This window comes from Streptomyces sp. NPDC000880 (genome assembly GCF_053599675.1).
Window position 1 is genome coordinate 15,786 of record NZ_JBSFMS010000086.1, and the last position, 16,176, is coordinate 31,961.

18 protein-coding genes and 1 pseudogene are annotated in these 16,176 nt (G+C 69.6%); 4 read left to right on the forward strand and 15 right to left on the reverse strand.

Annotated features, from left to right (window positions below; translation table 11 throughout):
- Positions 1 to 25: 25 nt before the first annotated feature.
- Positions 26 to 936, forward strand: a pseudogene (locus ACWDO5_RS24435) (Tn3 family transposase); the annotation flags it as partial.
- 56 nt (positions 937 to 992) lie between these two features.
- Here the strand turns inward: ACWDO5_RS24435 and trpS are convergent.
- Positions 993 to 2,036 (reverse strand): tryptophan--tRNA ligase, encoded by a 1,044-nt coding sequence (trpS, locus tag ACWDO5_RS24440; RefSeq protein WP_450532495.1) that lies wholly within the window; start codon positions 2,034 to 2,036, stop codon positions 993 to 995.
- Between the two features lie 312 nt (positions 2,037 to 2,348).
- Between trpS and ACWDO5_RS24445 the strand changes: the two genes are divergently transcribed.
- On the forward strand, positions 2,349 to 2,489 hold the full coding sequence (locus ACWDO5_RS24445) for a hypothetical protein (RefSeq protein ID WP_450532476.1): 141 nt from the start codon (positions 2,349 to 2,351) through the stop codon (positions 2,487 to 2,489).
- A gap of 135 nt (positions 2,490 to 2,624) precedes the next feature.
- Here ACWDO5_RS24445 and ACWDO5_RS24450 read toward each other — a convergent pair whose 3' ends face one another.
- Together ACWDO5_RS24450 and ACWDO5_RS24455 are read right to left on the reverse strand one after the other, a co-directional pair.
- Positions 2,625 to 2,771, reverse strand: a complete 147-nt coding sequence (locus tag ACWDO5_RS24450; protein WP_450532477.1) for a hypothetical protein — start codon at positions 2,769 to 2,771, stop codon at positions 2,625 to 2,627.
- 181 nt (positions 2,772 to 2,952) lie between these two features.
- Positions 2,953 to 4,401: a hypothetical protein gene (locus ACWDO5_RS24455; protein WP_450532478.1), complete on the reverse strand. Its 1,449-nt coding sequence runs from the start codon at positions 4,399 to 4,401 to the stop codon at positions 2,953 to 2,955.
- 274 nt (positions 4,402 to 4,675) lie between these two features.
- Between ACWDO5_RS24455 and ACWDO5_RS24460 the strand changes: the two genes are divergently transcribed.
- A complete protein-coding gene (locus ACWDO5_RS24460) occupies positions 4,676 to 6,517 on the forward strand; it encodes an endonuclease/exonuclease/phosphatase family protein (protein ID WP_450532479.1) in 1,842 nt (613 codons plus the stop codon).
- 11 nt (positions 6,518 to 6,528) lie between these two features.
- Here ACWDO5_RS24460 and ACWDO5_RS24465 read toward each other — a convergent pair whose 3' ends face one another.
- Both ACWDO5_RS24465 and ACWDO5_RS24470 read right to left on the reverse strand, forming a co-directional pair.
- The gene (locus tag ACWDO5_RS24465) at positions 6,529 to 7,242 is read right to left on the reverse strand and encodes an antibiotic biosynthesis monooxygenase (RefSeq protein ID WP_450532480.1); all 714 of its coding nucleotides are present in this window, start codon (positions 7,240 to 7,242) and stop codon (positions 6,529 to 6,531) included.
- Between the two features lie 85 nt (positions 7,243 to 7,327).
- Complete coding sequence (locus tag ACWDO5_RS24470) at positions 7,328 to 7,753, reverse strand: DUF4232 domain-containing protein (RefSeq protein WP_450532481.1); 426 nt, start codon at positions 7,751 to 7,753, stop codon at positions 7,328 to 7,330.
- A 537-nt stretch (positions 7,754 to 8,290) separates the two neighbouring features.
- Between ACWDO5_RS24470 and dapA the strand changes: the two genes are divergently transcribed.
- Positions 8,291 to 9,178 carry a 4-hydroxy-tetrahydrodipicolinate synthase gene (gene dapA, locus ACWDO5_RS24475; RefSeq protein ID WP_450532482.1) on the forward strand — a complete coding sequence of 296 codons (888 nt, stop codon included), beginning with the start codon at positions 8,291 to 8,293 and terminating at the stop codon, positions 9,176 to 9,178.
- Between the two features lie 13 nt (positions 9,179 to 9,191).
- Here dapA and dapD read toward each other — a convergent pair whose 3' ends face one another.
- From dapD to ACWDO5_RS24525, 10 genes are all read right to left on the reverse strand, one after another.
- Positions 9,192 to 10,193, reverse strand: a complete 1,002-nt coding sequence (dapD, locus tag ACWDO5_RS24480) for a 2,3,4,5-tetrahydropyridine-2,6-dicarboxylate N-succinyltransferase (RefSeq protein ID WP_450532483.1) — start codon at positions 10,191 to 10,193, stop codon at positions 9,192 to 9,194.
- Positions 10,194 to 10,400: 207 nt separating this feature from the next.
- A complete protein-coding gene (locus tag ACWDO5_RS24485; RefSeq protein WP_450532484.1) occupies positions 10,401 to 10,937 on the reverse strand; it encodes a TetR/AcrR family transcriptional regulator in 537 nt (178 codons plus the stop codon).
- Positions 10,937 to 11,257, reverse strand: a complete 321-nt coding sequence (locus ACWDO5_RS24490; protein WP_450532485.1) for a DMT family transporter — start codon at positions 11,255 to 11,257, stop codon at positions 10,937 to 10,939. The genes ACWDO5_RS24485 and ACWDO5_RS24490 overlap by 1 nt, the downstream gene beginning before the upstream one ends.
- 173 nt (positions 11,258 to 11,430) lie before the next feature.
- On the reverse strand, positions 11,431 to 11,769 hold the full coding sequence (locus tag ACWDO5_RS24495) for a metal-sulfur cluster assembly factor (protein WP_450532486.1): 339 nt from the start codon (positions 11,767 to 11,769) through the stop codon (positions 11,431 to 11,433).
- The gene (gene sufU, locus ACWDO5_RS24500) at positions 11,766 to 12,230 is read right to left on the reverse strand and encodes a Fe-S cluster assembly sulfur transfer protein SufU (RefSeq protein WP_450532487.1); all 465 of its coding nucleotides are present in this window, start codon (positions 12,228 to 12,230) and stop codon (positions 11,766 to 11,768) included. The genes ACWDO5_RS24495 and sufU overlap by 4 nt, the downstream gene beginning before the upstream one ends.
- Before the next feature lie 11 nt (positions 12,231 to 12,241).
- Positions 12,242 to 13,498, reverse strand: coding sequence for a cysteine desulfurase (locus ACWDO5_RS24505; RefSeq protein ID WP_450532488.1), 1,257 nt, complete (start codon positions 13,496 to 13,498; stop codon positions 12,242 to 12,244).
- On the reverse strand, positions 13,495 to 14,259 hold the full coding sequence (gene sufC / locus ACWDO5_RS24510) for a Fe-S cluster assembly ATPase SufC (protein ID WP_307664217.1): 765 nt from the start codon (positions 14,257 to 14,259) through the stop codon (positions 13,495 to 13,497). Before sufC ends, ACWDO5_RS24505 begins: the two co-directional genes overlap by 4 nt.
- A 7-nt stretch (positions 14,260 to 14,266) precedes the next feature.
- Positions 14,267 to 14,584: a non-heme iron oxygenase ferredoxin subunit gene (locus ACWDO5_RS24515; RefSeq protein ID WP_450532489.1), complete on the reverse strand. Its 318-nt coding sequence runs from the start codon at positions 14,582 to 14,584 to the stop codon at positions 14,267 to 14,269.
- Positions 14,584 to 15,765, reverse strand: coding sequence for a Fe-S cluster assembly protein SufD (gene sufD, locus ACWDO5_RS24520; protein WP_450532490.1), 1,182 nt, complete (start codon positions 15,763 to 15,765; stop codon positions 14,584 to 14,586). The genes ACWDO5_RS24515 and sufD overlap by 1 nt, the downstream gene beginning before the upstream one ends.
- Positions 15,766 to 15,840: 75 nt before the next feature.
- The coding region (locus ACWDO5_RS24525) for a SufD family Fe-S cluster assembly protein (RefSeq protein WP_450532491.1) at positions 15,841 to 16,176 on the reverse strand (336 nt) is incomplete at its 5' end.

Here is a 16,176-nt window from a genome sequence, read left to right on the forward strand (position 1 = left end):
TGAGGGCCTCGGCGAAGCTCGCGGGGACCAGGCGTTCACCTCGATCACCGGCGGCGCCTCTCGCCTCGCGGACCTGCACGTGTCGATCGCGGCGCTGCTGGTCGCGCACGGTTGCAAGGTCGGCTACACCCCGGTGATCGGCGGCTCGGACGCGCTGTCGCGGGACCGGCTGGGGCACGTCGACCAGACGTACCTGCGCCTGGCGACCTACCGGGCGGCGAACGCGGCGCTGATCGGGGCTCAGGCGTCGATCCCGCTCGCAGAGGTGTGGGGCTGCGGTCTGGTCGCCCCGGTGGACGGGATGCGGTTCGTGGTGCCGGTGCCGTCGGTGTACGCGCGGCCGAACCCAAAGTACATCGGGCGCCGGGTGACGCGACGTGGCTGAACATGATCAACGACCAGGCGGCCGGGCTGGGAGGGAAGGTCATGGCCGGCACCCCGCGCGACTCCCCGTACGTGCTGGATGTCCTCTACGACCGTGACGGCGGGCGGCGCCCGGAGCTGATCGTCACCGACACCGCTCATACTCGGACATCGTGTTCGGACTGCTGACCCTGGCCGGCTATACGTACGCGCCGCAGCTGGCGGATCTGCCGGACGCCAAGATGTGGCGTGTCGGCACCAAGGCTGGCTACGGGCCGGTTCCAGGACGCCGCCCGCGGCCGGGTGGATCTCACGCGGATCGAGCGGCACTGGGAGGACATCCTGCGGATCATCGGCTCGATCCATACCGGCGCGGTCCGGGCCTACGACGTAATCCGGATGCTGTCCCGGGAGGGTCGGCCCACTCGGCTGGGCGACGCGTTTGCGCACTACGGGCGGATCTCCAGGTCCCTGCACATCCTGCGGCTGGCGGACGAGCCCGGCTACCGGCGCCAGATCAAGGCCCAGGCCAACCTGCAGGAGGGCCGTCACGCGCTGGCGCGGAAGATCTTCGGCAATGAGACGCTGGTTGGCCCAGGGCGATACCGGCGTCTCACGAGCACGGGTTGTCAGTAGTGGCTGTTCATCGCGGCGCGCACTTCGGCCAGGGTGGTATCGGCCACGGCTCTGGCACGCTCGTTTCCGTCCCGCAGCGTCTGGCGCAGATGGGTGCGGTCCTGTGCGTACTCGGTGCGGCGGGCCCGGATCGGCGCCAGATACTCGTTGACGGCGTCGGTCACGGTCCTCTTCAACGCGGCGGCTCCCGCGGAGCCGATGTCGGCTGCCACCTGCTGCGGGGTCTGGTCCTGGCAGAGAGCTGCCAGGAGGAGGAGGGAGGACACCTCGGGGCGGGTGGCCGGGTCGTAGGTGATGTGGCGCTCGGCGTCGGTCTTGGCACCCTTGATCAGCCGTGCGGTCTCGTCGGCGTCGGCGGCCAGCGCTATGGCATTTCCACGGCTCTTGCTCATCTTGGTGCCGTCCGTGCCCAGGAGGAGGGGCGCGCTCGACAGCAGGGCATCAGGCTGGGGGAAGACAGAGGTGCCTTGGCCGTAGCGGTCGTTGAAACGGCGGGCGATGGTGCCGGTGAGTTCGAGGTGGGGGAGCTGGTCCTGGCCGACCGGCACCAAGTTGGCCTTGCAGAAGAGGATGTCGGCGGCCTGGTGTGCCGGGTAGGTGAACATCAGGCCGCTGACGGAGGACTGCCGTGAGTGGGCGATCTCGTCCTTGACCGTGGGATTGCGGTTCAGCTCGGCGACGGAGACGAGGCTCAGGAAGGGAAGCAGCAGCTGGTTGAGGGCGGGAACCGCGCTGTGGGTGAAGATCGTGCTGCGTGCCGGGTCCACGCCGATGGCAAGGTAGTCCAGTACCAGCTCCTCGACATGCCCGGTCAGGTTGTCCGCTACATCGCGATCGGTCAGGACCTGGTAATCCGCGATGATCACGAACATCTCGACCCCGAGGTCCTGCAGACGGACCCGGTTGTGGAGCGTGCCGAAGTAGTGGCCCAGATGCAGCCGTCCGGTCGGGCGGTCGCCGGTCAGCACGCGGAATTGCCCTGGATCCGTATGGATCAGCTTCTCCAGCACCGCGCTGCGGGCCTGCGCGGCAGACATCCCGAGCTTGTCGGCGGGGGAATCGGAGGCAAGGGCGTCGGCGCCCGCGGCCTGGGGGTTGCTGTTCACGAGGTCTCCTGGTGGGTCGGTACCGCCGTCGGACGACACGACCCCTGATCCAGAAAACGCAAAAGGGCCGTTCGTCCGAACGGCCCGGTCATGCATGAGAGGCGGCCGCTCCTACAAGGAGCGCCACCAGCTCAGACACGATGAAAGATGCATGGCCGCATCATAACGTCAGCTGCTGCCGGAACCGGCGAGGATCGTCACCGTGCCATTGCGGCTTGACCCGCTCCGGCAGCCGATCAGCGCATGCTGTCGCCGGGGGCCAGGAGGCTGGTGATCTCCGCGATGGCCCAGGCCCTCGGCTACCACGACAAGACCGCCACACGGCTGGTCACCGAAGCCGGCGGAACCTGGAGCCGATACGCCCCCGGCGACCACCAACGGTGACACGCAGGCACTCACGCCAGGTCCGCTGAAGTTCGCTTGTCCTCAACGTGGACGATGCGCAGTTCGGTGCCATCCCGATGGCGCCTGGAACGTCCGAACAGCCCAACAGCGATCTCCGACTGATCGTGAGGCTCATCAGGGCAGGGGGCCGTAGCCGGGCCCCTGGCTGCCGTGGCCGAGCTCGCCGTCCTCGTGCGCCTGTCCGGCGATTTCGGCGCCGTTCTGGGGGCAGCGAGCGCGCCTGGCGCGGTGGCGAGCGAACCGACGACGCCGGTCGTTCATGCGCGAACACGATCACGGTCGTCGGCGAGTACCAGAACCCGCCGGTGTACGGGGGAACGTACGGCTTCGAGGACGCGATGTCCTCGTTCAAGCACACCACACGGTACGAATGCTGACGCTCCCTCACGGTCGGGCGGCGGACACCTCAGGGTGCCCGCCGCCGCTCATTTGACCGGTGGGCTCAACCGCCCGACCGCGACCGTGCCTTGAAGGCCGCCTTGCGGGCCTCCTTCGCCGCCGCCTTGTCGCGGTGCAGCCTGCCCATCGCCTCCAGCACCTCCGGCGTCGCCGGGTGGTTCACCCGCCAGGCCGCGTCGAAGAAGCCGCTGTGCTGACCGACCAGATCCTCCACCAGGCCCTGGAGTTCCTCCAGTTCGCCCTCCGCGTCCAGCTGGGCCGCAATGGTGTCGATCGCCAGCCAGAAGATCATCGACTCCGGCGGCGCCGGTACGTCCGTCGCACCGCACTCCGCCAGCCAGACCCGCGCCAGGCCGCCCAGTTCCGCGTCGTCGAGGACCGCGCGGACCGCCGGTTCGGCCTGCGGGCCCACCAGGGTCAGCGACTGCTGGCAGTGGAGGCGGCGCAGCGGAGCGCCCGCGTCCGTGCCCCGGGCCGCGGCCAGCAGGTCGCCCGCGGCGTCGGCCGGGGCACGCCGGGCGAGCCACTGTTCGGTCTCGGCCCGGGCCGCCGGTTCCGGGAACTGCGCGAGACCGTCGAGGAGCACGTCCGCGCCCTTGTCCGCGAGATCCCCCACCGCAGGCGCGTTGATCCCCGCCTCCAGCATCCGGGCCCTGATGCCGTACAGACCGAGCGGGGTGAGCCTGACCAATCCGTACCGGGAGACGTCCTCGTCGTCCACCGGCGGCAGGGGCTCCTCGCCCTCCTCGACCATCAACGCCTCGTCCACCGGCCGGTATTCGACCAGGCCGACCGGCTCGAACAGCCGGAACTGGTCGTCCAGCCGCATCATGGCCACCGACACCTGCTCCAGTACGTCGTCGGTGGGCTCTCCCATGTCGTCGGGCACGATCATCGACGCCGCGAGCGCGGGCAGCGGCACCGGCCCCTCGCCCGCGCCGCCCTCCGTGACACTGAGCAGATAAAGATTCCCGAGGACCCCGTCGAGGAACTCCGCCTCGGCGTCCGGGTCCCAGTCCAGCGCCTCGTAGTCGATCTCCCTGTCCTCGCCGATCGCGTCGGCCAGGTCGTCGAGCGACGGCGCGACGGCGTCGGCGTGCACGGCCTCCAAGGCCTCCAGCCAGATGGCGAGGATGTCCCGCGGCCCACCCGAGGTGATCAGCGCGAGGTTCTCGCCCGCCGTGACCATGCCGTGCTCGGCGGCGTCATCGTCCGGTTCCTGGATCTCCACGAGCCCGGTGTCGACTGCCGCGCGCCACGCCTCGCTCGCGTACGCGGGTCCGTCGCCGACGACTCCCAGGCCCAGTTCTTCGGCCGCCGCGGGCAGTTGCTCGTCCACGAGTTCGCCGCCTGCGCCGACCCGTGTGTCCGGCCCCGCCCAGCGGGCGAGCCGGACGGCCCTGGTCAATAGCGGCGTGGCGAGCGCGTCCCGCGCCAGCTCCGCGTCCGGGTGCAGCCGCACCGGCGGCAGGGTGGGGCGGTCTTCGGACATCTGGTGGTTCTCCTCGGGGCGTACGGGTCCGGGCGGCCTGTGGGCGGCCCCCAGCGTAGACGCATTTCACCGGGTTTCGCCGCGCCCGGGCACTACGCACAGGAGAGCGCCCGCGCGCCCTGCGCGTCCCGCGCGCGGGTTCACCGATCCGTCGGCCTCCGTACACCCTCCCACTCTTGACAACTCCCCTGCCCAACCAAGAGATTGACGCGCGTAGAACTATGCGGGGAAATCAAATCCCCGCCTCTCATCCCTCACCCTCCGGAGTTCCTTGATGCCTTCCTCCGTCGCACCGAGAACGGCCGCCGTCGCGGCCGTCGTCGCCGCCGCGCTGGCTGCCGGCCTGCTCGCCGGCTCCGCCGCCTCCGCCGACGCCGCCTCCGCCGCCGGAGTCCGGGTCCATGACATCCAGGGCTCCACCCGGATATCCCCGCTGGCCGGACAGCAGGTGACCGAGGTTCCCGGAATCGTCACGGGCGTACGGACCTACGGCTCCAGGGGCTTCTGGCTCCAGGACCCGGAGGCGGACGCCAACCCCGCCACCAGCGAGGGTGTCTTCGTCTTCACCGGCTCCACCCCGACCGTCGCCGTCGGCGACAAGGTGCTGGTCTCCGGCACGATCACGGAGTACGTCCCGGGCGGCACGTCCTCCGGCAACCAGTCCCTGACGGAGATCACCAAGCCGACCGTCACCGTCGTCTCCTCCGGCAACGAACTCCCCGCGCCCGTCACGATCTCCGCGTGGTCGGTGCCTTCGGCGTACGCCCCGGCCGGCGACGCGGCGGCGGGCAGCAGCATCAACGCCCTCCCCCTCGACCCCCGTAAGTACGCCCTGGACTACTACGAGTCGCTGGAGGGCGGGAACGTACGCATCGGCACCTCCCGCGTCGTCGGCGCCACCGACCCGTTCGCGGAGCTTTGGGTGACGGTGAAGCCGTTCGAGAACCCGAGCCGCCGCGGCGGCGCGGTCTACGGCTCGTACACCGCACAGAACACCGGCCGGCTGCAGATCCAGTCGCTGACGCCGCTCGCCCAGAAGCCCTTCCCCACGGCGAATGTCGGGGATGTGCTGGCCGGGACCACCGAAGGGCCCCTGGACTTCAACCAGTTCGGCGGCTACACGCTCACGGCGCGCACGCTGGGCACGGTCGCCGACCGGGGCCTGAAGCGTGAGTCGACGAGCAAGCAGAGCCGGGGCGAGCTGGCGGTCGCCACGTACAACGTGGAGAACCTCGACCCCTCCGACCCCCAGGCGAAGTTCGACGCGCTCGCGGCCGCCGTGGTGAACAACCTCGCCTCGCCCGACATCCTGGCCCTGGAGGAGATCCAGGACGACAACGGCGCCAGGAACGACGGCACGGTCGCGGCGGGCGAAACGCTGAAGAAGTTCACCGCGGCGATCGCGGCGGGGGGCGGCCCGGCATACGAGTGGCGGACCGTCGACCCCGAGAACAACAAGGACGGCGGCGAGCCCGGCGGCAACATCCGCCAGGCCTTCCTCTTCAACCCGGAGCGGGTCTCCTTCACCGACCGGCCGGGCGGCGACGCCAAGACGGCGACCGGTGTCGTGCGGGAGAAGGGCAGGGCGGCGCTGACGCTCTCCCCCGGCCGGATCGACCCGGCGAACGCAGCCTGGGACAACAGCCGCAAGCCGCTGGCGGGCGAGTTCACCTTCCGCGGCCGCAGTGTCTTCGTGATCGCCAACCACTTCGGCTCGAAGGGCGGCGACGAGGGCCTGACCTCGCACCACCAGCCGCCCCTCCGCTCCTCCGAGACCAAGCGACTCCAGCAGGCGCAGGCGGTCAACGGCTTCGTCAAGGACATCCTGAAGGCCGACCGCCGCGCCGACGTGCTGGTCCTCGGGGACATCAACGACTTCGAGTTCTCGGCGACGACGAAGGCCCTCACCGACGGCGGCGCGCTCTACCCGGCGGTCAAGTCGCTGCCCCGCTCGGAGCGTTACTCGTACGTCTACCAGGGCAACAGCCAGGTTCTGGACCAGATCCTGACCAGCCCGTCGATCGACGACTTCGAGTACGACAGCGTGCACATCAACGCGGAGTTCGCGGACCAGAACAGTGACCACGACCCGCAGGTGCTGCGCTTCCGCCCGTAAGACCCGTCCGGCTACACGCCCGCGCTGAAGCTCAGCGCGGGCGTGTACCGGTTCACGCCGCCGCCGGTCACGCCCGGGAAGCTCTGCACCTTCGCCCACTGCGGGGTTTTCGACCCCACCCCGTCGCCGGGCGCGGCCAGGGCCTCACGATGGGCCTCGGCGCTCTCCCACTCCGCGTAGTTGAGTACGCGTGTCCCGTCGACGCTGATGTGGAAGTGCCCGGAGATCCCGCCCGGGTGCGGGTGCGGCTCGGACGCCAGCGCCTCGAAGACACCGTCCACCCAGGCCCGCTGACGGGCGGGGCCGGGTCCTTCGAACTCCACGTCCACGATGACGACGCAGCCCGGGACGCGCCGGTCGTCGGTGCCCCGGGCGCCGCTGCGGTAGAGCTCGTACGAACGGAGCCCGAGCCGCTCGACGCCGGGCACGGCGGCGTCGATCTCCGCGTTCCGGTCGTCCCGGAAGGTGCGGACGAACTCCTGGTACGCGTCCTCGCCGGTCCACTGCGAGTAGTGCAGCAGCGTGCGTCCGTCCTCGCCCACGTGGACGGTGTACGAGAGCAGTCCGGCATCGGGCCAGTCCCGGCTCTGCCATGCCTTGGCGATGGCGTCGACGACGGCCCGCTGCCGCTCGGGCGTGCCGACGTCCCAGGTGGACACCTTGACGACGCCGACGCCGGTGCGGGTGAAGTCGGGCCGGGAGTCCGGTTGCACGGTAACGCTCATGGCGGTGCCTCCTCGATCGGCGCGCCCCTGCGGTGCGCCGCTGACCACATCGTGATACGTCAACCTTGGTTGAGGTCAACCCGCCCTAAGGAGTACGGGGACGGGCCCAGGCGGTGACGTCCAGCTCGGCCGAGGTGCCGATGTCGAGGAAGAACGGCACGGTCTGCCCCTTCTCCCCGCGGGCGGGCGTGACCACCAGGTACTCCCCCTGCCGGACGGGGTCGAACGAGGTCACCCCGTTCGTCCAGTTCAGCACCGACTCGACGCTCTCGCCTGGCGCCAGCGTGAGGGACTTCGGCCCCTGGTCCCCGATGGAGTCCGTGTAGGCGCCGTGCGTGATCGTCAGCTTCAGCGGGTCGCGGTCCTCGTCGAGAGCGCCGATCTGCGGATAGCCGTCGACGTGATACGGCTCCTGTCCGCAGTTCGTCAGCCGGACGGTGGTGGCCCGCCGTCCCATCGCGGCGTTCACGACACCGGTGATGACGGCGACACCCGAGTCGGGACACGCCATGGGCACGGGTGACGGGGCCGCCGAGGGCAGAGCGCCGTCCGACGCGGGCGGCCCGGGCGTCGCCGAGGGCGGACTCCCGTACGGGGTCGGGACTCCGGTCAGTCTGTCGGCGCGCACCTTCGACCGGGAATCCGGTGATCCGCTCGGGCTGCCCTCCCCTGCGCCGGCCGTCCCCCCTGCGCCTGCACATCCGCTCAGTACCAGCGCGGCCACCGTCGCGAATGCCGCGCTCACCGCCGCACCGTGCCGTCGTGTCATGCCGGGCCCCCTCCGCATGTCGTCCCAGCCGGGGACGATCATGCCAGAGAGGATCCGGCGCGCCGAGGCTCACGGCTGCCCGGTGTGGGCGGGCTGGGTCTGGAAGCCCCAGGCGCAACCGCCACGGACGGCCTCCAGTGTGCGCCGGCGGCCGGCCCCAGCCGGCGCCCGCCAGTGCGGTCGCCTCACTGCCGATATCCCACTATTCAGTATTGCTTACCCCTCACCCGAAGAAGATCTCAGTAGACCTTCACGGTCCGTCGGGCCGAGACTGCCGACATGACTACACCGCACCCCTTCGGCCGGGCGCTCTGCGCGATGATCACCCCCTTCACCGCCACCGGCGGACTGGACCTGGAGGCGGCCGCACGCCATGCCGTCCATCTGGTGGCCGAGGGCTGCGACGGGGTGGTCCTCAGCGGCACCACCGGCGAGTCCCCAACCACGACGGATGCCGAGAAGACCGCGCTGGTCCGGGCGGTGCGCGAGGCGGTCGGCGACGGCGTGCCGGTCGTGGCGGGCACCGGCAGCGCGGACACCCGGCACACGGTCGAAATGGCGCGGGCCGCCGAAGCAGCGGGCGCCGACGGGGTTTTGGTGGTCACCCCGTACTACAGCCGCCCGCCGCAGGCCGCCGTCGAGGCGCACTTCCGCAAGGTCGCCGACGCGGTCGGCGTACCGGTGATGCTGTACGACGTCCCGGGCCGCACGGGCACCCGGATCGAGGTGGAGACGATGCTGCGGCTGGCCGGCCATCCGCGGATCGTGGCCGTGAAGGACTGCGCGTACGACCTGCTCGGGTCCACCAAAGTGATGGCCCGTACCTCGCTGGCCTACTACTCCGGCTGCGAGGAGCTGAATCTGCCGCTGTACGCAGTCGGCGGGGCGGGCTTCGTCAGCACGGTCGCCAATGTGGTCCCGCGGCCGCTGCGTGCGGTGCTCGACGCCTTCGACATGGGTGACACCGCTCAGGCCGCCCGCCTCAACCATCTCGTGCTGCCGCTCACGGAGTTGATGATGACTGCCGGGCTGCCCGGCACGGTGACGGCGAAGGCGCTGCTGGGCGCGGGCGCGGTCCGGGAACCGCTGCAGCCCGCCGGCCGCGAGGCGTCCGACGGGCTGCGCACGGCGTACGAGGAGCTGCTCACAGCTCTCGGCGATGCCTAGGCCCTGTCCGGGCCTAGTTGTGGCTGTGCAGGATGTCGTTGAGGCCGCCCCAGACCGCGTTGTTCGGGCGGGCCTCGACGGCGCCGGTGACCGAGTTGCGACGGAAGAGGATGTTGCTCGCGCCGGAGAGCTCACGGGCCTTGACGATCTGCCCGTCGGGCATGGTGACTCGGGTGCCCGCGGTGACGTACAGACCGGCCTCGACGACGCACTCGTCGCCGAGCGCGATGCCGACGCCCGCCTCCGCGCCGATCAGGCAGCGCTCGCCGATGACGATGCGGACGTTGCCACCCCCGGAGAGGGTACCCATGGTGGAGGCTCCGCCGCCGATGTCCGAGCCGTCGCCGACGACGACGCCCGCGGAGATACGGCCCTCGACCATCGACGTGCCGAGCGTGCCGGCGTTGAAGTTGACGAAGCCCTCGTGCATCACGGTGGTGCCCGCGGCAAGGTGCGCACCGAGCCGGACGCGGTCGGCGTCGGCGATGCGTACGCCCTTGGGCGTGACGTAGTCCGTCATCCGCGGGAACTTGTCGATGCTCGTCACGGCCAGGTGCAGGCCCTCGGCGCGGGCGTTCAGCCGCACGCTCTCCACCTGGTCGACGGCGACCGGGCCGAGCGAGGTCCAGGCGACATTGGCGAGCAGCCCGAAGACGCCGTCCAGGTTCTGGCCGTGTGGCTTGACCAACCGGTGGCTCAGCAGGTGCAGGCGCAGATACGCGTCGTGTGCGTCCAGCGGCTTGTCGTCGAGCGAGGCGATGACCGTGCGGACGGCGACGACCTCGACGCCGCGGCGGGCATCCGGGCCGATGGCCTTGGCGGCCCCTTCACCGAGCAGCTCGACGGCACGCTCGGCGGTCAGCCGCTCGGTCCCGGCAGGCCCGGGCTCGGTGACGAGCTCCGGGGCGGGGAACCAGGTGTCCAGGACGGTGCCATCGGCGGCCAGGGTGGCGAGTCCGGCGGCGACGGCGCCGGTGGTGCGAGTAGCAGTGGTGCTGTCGGGCGAGTCAGTCATGGTGGAACGCTAACCGGCAAGGGCCCGCGGGAGCGAACCAGTCTCAGTTGACGGGCGCGTACGGAGCCTCCCAGCCGCCAGAAACGCGGCTCCCGCGGCTCCCGCGGCCCCGCGAGGACCGGCGCCCCATCCCAGCGGGTTCCCTTTGGGAACGAACGCCGTCGGCGCGGTCGCCGCCGGTCAGACAGCGGCAGGAACGCATCGCCCTCAGCCGATGATCCGCGCCAGCATCTCCCGCGCATACTCCGCCTCGTACTGGGCGTCCGTCAGCAGCACCTGCAGACAGATCCCGTCCATCAGCGCCACCAGCGCCCGCGCCGTGACCGGATCGGTCCGCCGGGCCAGGATCTCGGCGAGCTCCTCGCACCACTCCGCGGCGACCGGCCGCAGCGCGGGCCGCCGCAGGGCCGCCAGATAGAGCTCGTACTCCAGCTCCACGCCCGTACGCTCCCCGGCGAGCCACTCCCCCATCACCCGGGCGAGCTCCTCGGCAAGGTCGGCATCCGGGTCGACGAGCGCGCCGCTCTTGCGGACAGCCGCCGCGAACCCCTCGTTGGCCTGGCGCAACGCGGCGACCAACAGCTCGTCGAGGGAAGCGAAGTGATACGTCGTCGAGCCGAGCGGCACATCGGCCTCGGCTGCCACGGTGCGGTGACTGAGCCCGGCGATCCCGCTGCTGCCGACCACCCGGATCGCCGCGTCGATAATGCGCTGACGCCGCTCGGGGTCGTACCGCCGCGCCATCAGTGGGCACCGCCCATGTTGAGCACCACGACGCCGACGATCACCAGCGCGATGCCCGTAATCCTGACCAGACTGGTCGACTCACCCAGGAAGAACATGCCGATGGCGGCGATCGCGGCCGTGCCGACGCCGGCCCAGATCGCGTATGCGGTGCCCACCGACATGGTCTTGAGTGTCTGGGCCAGCAGCGAGAAGGCGAGCACATAGCCCGCGACGGTGAGCAGCGAGGGCCACAGCCGGGTGAAGCCCTCGCTGTACTTCATGGCCGTCGTCCCGGCCACCTCCGCCGCGATCGCCGCGGCCAGCAGTCCGTATCCCATGCGTACGAGAGTACACAACGTTGCGTACGCACGTACACAAAGGCACCCGGCGCCGGCCCTAGTCGAGCAGGGTCTTCTTCGGCCTCAGCACACAGCGAAACGGCCATGCCCGCCAGTGTGCCTGGCGGGCATGGCCGTTTCGTGGAATCCGGCGGAGCCGGATCCCAGACGGCTCAGACGTTGAAGCCCAGCGCGCGCAGCTGCTCGCGTCCATCGTCCGTGATCTTGTCCGGGCCCCACGGCGGCATCCAGACCCAGTTGATCTTCAGCTCGTTGACGATGCCGTCCGTCGCCGCCTTCGCCTGGTCCTCGATCACATCGGTCAGCGGACAGGCCGCGGACGTCAGCGTCATGTCCAGGGTCGCGACATTGGAGTCGTCGATGTGGATGCCGTAGATCAGGCCGAGGTTGACGACGTCGATGCCCAGCTCGGGGTCGACGACGTCGTACAGCGCCTCGCGGACCTCTTCCTCGGAGGCCGGCTTCAGCGCGGTCCCTGCGTTCTCAGTCATGCCGTCTTCCTCTCGGGGGCCTCACCCAGCGCCTGGGCGGTCGCGTCCTTCCATGCCATCCAGCTCAGCAGCGCGCACTTCACCCGGGCCGGGTACTTGGAGACGCCGGTGAACGCGACCGCGTCCTCCAGCACCTCCTCCATCGCGTCGTCCGGCTCCAGCTGCCCCTTGGACTGCATCAGCTCCAGGAAGGTCGCCTGGATCTTCTGCGCCTCGGCGAGCTCCTTGCCCACCAGCAGCTCGTTCAGCACGGACGCGCTGGCCTGGCTGATGGAGCAGCCCTGGCCCTCGTACGAGATGTCCGCGATCAGCGAGCCTTCGTACCGCACACGCAGGGTGATCTCGTCGCCGCAGGTCGGGTTGACGTGGTGCACCTCGGCATCGCCATCCCGCAAGCCCCGCCCGTGCGGGTGCTTGTAGTGGTCCAGGATGACGTCCTGGTACATCGAATCAAGCTTCACGTCCCAGCCCTTCAGCCGAAGAAGTTCCGTACGTGCTCCAGCCCGTCGATCAGCGCGTCGACCTCCGCGGGCGTGGAGTACAGATAGAACGACGCTCGCGTGGTCGCAGGAATTCCGTACCGCAGGCAGACCGGCCGCGCGCAGTGGTGGCCGACCCGGACCGCGATGCCCTGCTCGTCGAGGACCTGGCCCACGTCGTGCGGGTGGATGTCGCCGAGCGTGAACGAGATCGCGGCGCCGCGCTCCTCGGCCGTGGTGGGGCCGATGATCCGCAGGTCCGGGACCTCAAGCAGCCGCTTCACCGCGTACTCGGTGAGGCTGTGCTCATGCTGGGCGATCTTGTCCATGCCGATCGCGGAGAGGTAGTCCACGGCCGCGCCGAGGCCGACGGCCTGGGCGATCGGGGGCGTACCGGCCTCGAACTTGTGCGGCGCGGGGGCGTACGTCGACGAGTGCATCGACACGGTCTCGATCATCTCGCCGCCGCCGAGGAACGGCGGCAGGTCCTCGAGCAGCTCCTGCCGGCCCCACAGCACGCCGATGCCGGTCGGGCCGCACATCTTGTGGCCGGTGAAGGCCACGAAGTCGGCCTGCAGCGCCTGCACGTCCAGCACCATGTGCGGCGCGGCCTGCGAGGCGTCGATCAGGACCAGCGCGCCGACGTCCTGCGCGCGGCGCACGATCGCCTCGACCGGGTTGACCGTGCCCATGATGTTGGAGACCAGCGTGAAGGAGACGATCTTCGTCTTCTCGGTGATGATCTCTTCGATGTCGGACAGGTCGAGACGGCCGTCGTCGGTGAGGCCGAACCACTTCAGCTTCGCGCCGGTGCGCTGCGAGAGCAGCTGCCACGGCACGATGTTGGAGTGGTGCTCCATCTCCGTGATCACGATTTCGGTCTCGTGGTCCACGCGGTAGGGCTCGTCGGCCCAGCCGAGCATGTTGGCCACGAGGTTGAGCGACTCGGAGGCGTTCTTGGTGAAGATCACCTCGTCGCGGCTCGGTGCGTTGATGAAGGCGGCGACCTTGTCGCGGGCGCCCTCGTACAGCGCCGTGGCCTCCTCGGCGAGCACATGAATGCCGCGGTGGACGTTGGCATTGTGCTGTTCGTAGTACTCGCTCAGCACATCGAGCACCTGGCGTGGCGTCTGTGACGTCGCCGCGTTGTCCAGGTACACGAGCTTCTTCCCGTCATGGATCAAGCGGTCCAGGATCGGGAAGTCCTTGCGGATCGCCTCGGTGTCGAGGAGGCCCGGCAGCTGTGTCACGCGGATACGCCACCCTTCGTGTATGCCTCGTAGCCCTCGGCCTCGAGCTTGTCGGCGAGCTCGGCGCCGCCGGACTCGGCGATGCGGCCGTTCGCGAAGACGTGCACGAAGTCGGGCTTGATGTAGCGCAGGATGCGCGTGTAGTGCGTGATCAGCAGGGTGCCGACCTCGCCGGTCTCGTGGACGCGGTTGACGCCCTCGGAGACCTGCCGCAGGGCGTCGACGTCCAGGCCGGAGTCGGTCTCGTCGAGGATCGCGATCTTCGGCTTGAGGAGCTCCAGCTGAAGGATCTCGTGGCGCTTCTTCTCACCGCCGGAGAAGCCCTCATTGACATTGCGCTCGGCGAAGGCCGGGTCCATCTGGAGCTGCTCCATGGCGGACTTGACCTCCTTCACCCAGGTACGCAGCTTGGGGGCCTCGCCGCGGATCGCGGTGGCGGAGGTGCGCAGGAAGTTGGAGACCGAGACGCCGGGGACCTCGACCGGATACTGCATGGCGAGGAACATGCCGGCGCGAGCGCGCTCGTCGACGGTCATCTCCAGGACGTCCTCGCCGTCCAGGGTCACGGTGCCGCTGGTGATCGTGTACTTGGGGTGGCCCGCAATGGAGTACGCGAGCGTCGACTTGCCGGAGCCGTTGGGGCCCATGATGGCGTGGGTCTCGCCCTGCTTCACGGTCAGGTCGACGCCCTTGAGGATCTCCCGGGGGCCGTTCTCAGCCTCGACGGAGACGTGCAGGTCGCGGATTTCAAGCGTTGCCATGGGTGACTCAGGACTCCTGGGTGACGGAGACGAGCACATCGTCCCCTTCGATCTTTACGGGATATACGGGGACGGGGCGCGTCGCGGGAAGGCCGGACGGCTTACCGGTGCGGAGGTCGAAGCTCGAGCCGTGCAGCCAGCACTCGATCTGGCAGTCCTCCACCTCGCCTTCGGACAGCGAGACATTCGCGTGCGAGCAGATGTCGTAGATCGCGAACACCTCGCCCCCGGTCTTGACGAGCGATATCGGCGTGCCGTCGATTTCCACCCTCTTCGGGGTGTCCTCCTCCAGCTCGCTCAGCGCACAGGCTTTGACGAAGCCCATCAGACGGAAGCCTCCAGCTCGGCGTCGATCTTGGCGAGCAGGCGCTCCTCGACATCGGGCAGGCCGATCTTCTGGACCAGCTCGGCGAAGAAGCCGCGGACCACCAGACGGCGGGCCTCCTCGGCGGGGATGCCGCGGGACTGCAGGTAGAAGAGCTGCTCGTCGTCGAAGCGGCCGGTGGCGGAGGCGTGTCCCGCGCCGACGATCTCACCGGTCTCGATCTCCAGGTTCGGCACTGAGTCGACCCGCGCGCCGTCCGTGAGGACGAGGTTGCGGTTCATCTCGTACGTGTCGGTGCCCTCGGCCTTGGCCTCGATCAGGACGTCGCCGATCCAGACGGCGTGTGCGTCCTGGCCCTGGAGGGCGCCCTTGTAGGCGGCGTTGGAGCGACAGTGCGGGGTGTTGTGGTCGACCAGCAGACGGTGCTCCTGGTGCTGGCCGGCGTCGGTGAAGTACAGACCGAAGAGCTCGGCCTCGCCGCCGGTGCCGGCGTACTGGACGCGCGGGTGGAGGCGTACGACGTCGCCGCCGAAGGTGACCACGATCGACTTGAACGAGGCGTCCCGGCCGACCAGCGCATTGTGCTGGGAGACGTGGACGGCCGTGTCGTCCCAGTCCTGGACGGAGACGACGGTGAGCTTCGCGCCGTCGCCCAGCAGAAAGTCGACATTGCTGGCGAGGACCGCGTCGCCGGTGTGGTCGACGACCACGACGGCCTCTGCGAAGGCGCCGAGCTCGATGATCAGGTGAGCGAAGGCGGTGCCGCCCTCGCCGTGCACGGCGATCCGGACCGGCTCGGTGAGCACGGTCTCCTTGGGCACGGTGACGACAGAGGCCTTCTCGAAGGACGAGTACGCCTGGGCGGCCACCCGGTCCGCCGGGGTACCCGCCCGGCCGATCCGCGCGTCGTCACGGCCCACGGTCTCGACGACGACGCCTTCGGGGGCGTCGAAGTCGACCTTGATGCCGGTGCCGTTCGCGACGGCGGTGCCGTCGTGCAGACCGCGCAGCCGCTCCAGCGGAGTGAAGCGCCACTCCTCCTCGCGGCCGTGCGGGACCGGGAAGTCCGCCACGTCGAAGGACGGGGGCGCACTCATGCGGGTAGCGACGGTCGACTCGGCGGCCACCGCGATCGAACCGGCAGTGGTGGACCCCGCCGGAATGTTCTGAGCCTCAGCCATGGCTGTCGTCTTGCTCTCTTCCTACGTCAGACAGAAAAACAGTCGCTGCTCGGGACGGAAGGCCGTCAGGCTGTACTAGCCGACAGAGCCCTCCATCTGCAGCTCGATCAGCCGGTTGAGCTCCAGCGCGTACTCCATGGGGAGTTCCTTGGCGATCGGCTCGACGAAGCCGCGCACGATCATCGCCATCGCCTCGAACTCGGTCATACCGCGGCTCATCAGGTAGAAGAGCTGGTCCTCGGAGACCTTGGAGACGGTCGCCTCGTGGCCCATGGACACGTCGTCCTCGCGGACGTCGACGTACGGGTAGGTGTCGGACCGCGAGATCGTGTCGACCAGCAGCGCGTCACAGAGCACATTGGACTTCGCGCCCGGCGCGCCCTCGCCGATCTCGATCAGACCGCGGTAGGA

Excerpts from the sequence above, each read along its gene's own strand:
- trpS (WP_450532495.1), bottom strand. The coding sequence starts at position 2,036 with ATGTCTGCCGCGCAGGCCCGCAGCGCGGTGCTGGAGAAGCTGATCCAT.
- ACWDO5_RS24445 (WP_450532476.1), top strand. The coding sequence starts at position 2,349 with ATGCTGTCGCCGGGGGCCAGGAGGCTGGTGATCTCCGCGATGGCCCAG.
- ACWDO5_RS24450 (WP_450532477.1), bottom strand. The coding sequence starts at position 2,771 with ATGAACGACCGGCGTCGTCGGTTCGCTCGCCACCGCGCCAGGCGCGCT.
- ACWDO5_RS24455 (WP_450532478.1), bottom strand. The coding sequence starts at position 4,401 with ATGTCCGAAGACCGCCCCACCCTGCCGCCGGTGCGGCTGCACCCGGAC.
- ACWDO5_RS24460 (WP_450532479.1), top strand. The coding sequence starts at position 4,676 with ATGCCTTCCTCCGTCGCACCGAGAACGGCCGCCGTCGCGGCCGTCGTC.
- ACWDO5_RS24465 (WP_450532480.1), bottom strand. The coding sequence starts at position 7,242 with ATGAGCGTTACCGTGCAACCGGACTCCCGGCCCGACTTCACCCGCACC.
- ACWDO5_RS24470 (WP_450532481.1), bottom strand. The coding sequence starts at position 7,753 with ATGGCGTGTCCCGACTCGGGTGTCGCCGTCATCACCGGTGTCGTGAAC.
- dapA (WP_450532482.1), top strand. The coding sequence starts at position 8,291 with ATGACTACACCGCACCCCTTCGGCCGGGCGCTCTGCGCGATGATCACC.
- dapD (WP_450532483.1), bottom strand. The coding sequence starts at position 10,193 with ATGACTGACTCGCCCGACAGCACCACTGCTACTCGCACCACCGGCGCC.
- ACWDO5_RS24485 (WP_450532484.1), bottom strand. The coding sequence starts at position 10,937 with ATGGCGCGGCGGTACGACCCCGAGCGGCGTCAGCGCATTATCGACGCG.
- ACWDO5_RS24490 (WP_450532485.1), bottom strand. The coding sequence starts at position 11,257 with ATGGGATACGGACTGCTGGCCGCGGCGATCGCGGCGGAGGTGGCCGGG.
- ACWDO5_RS24495 (WP_450532486.1), bottom strand. The coding sequence starts at position 11,769 with ATGACTGAGAACGCAGGGACCGCGCTGAAGCCGGCCTCCGAGGAAGAG.
- sufC (WP_307664217.1), bottom strand. The coding sequence starts at position 14,259 with ATGGCAACGCTTGAAATCCGCGACCTGCACGTCTCCGTCGAGGCTGAG.
- ACWDO5_RS24515 (WP_450532489.1), bottom strand. The coding sequence starts at position 14,584 with ATGGGCTTCGTCAAAGCCTGTGCGCTGAGCGAGCTGGAGGAGGACACC.
- sufD (WP_450532490.1), bottom strand. The coding sequence starts at position 15,765 with ATGGCTGAGGCTCAGAACATTCCGGCGGGGTCCACCACTGCCGGTTCG.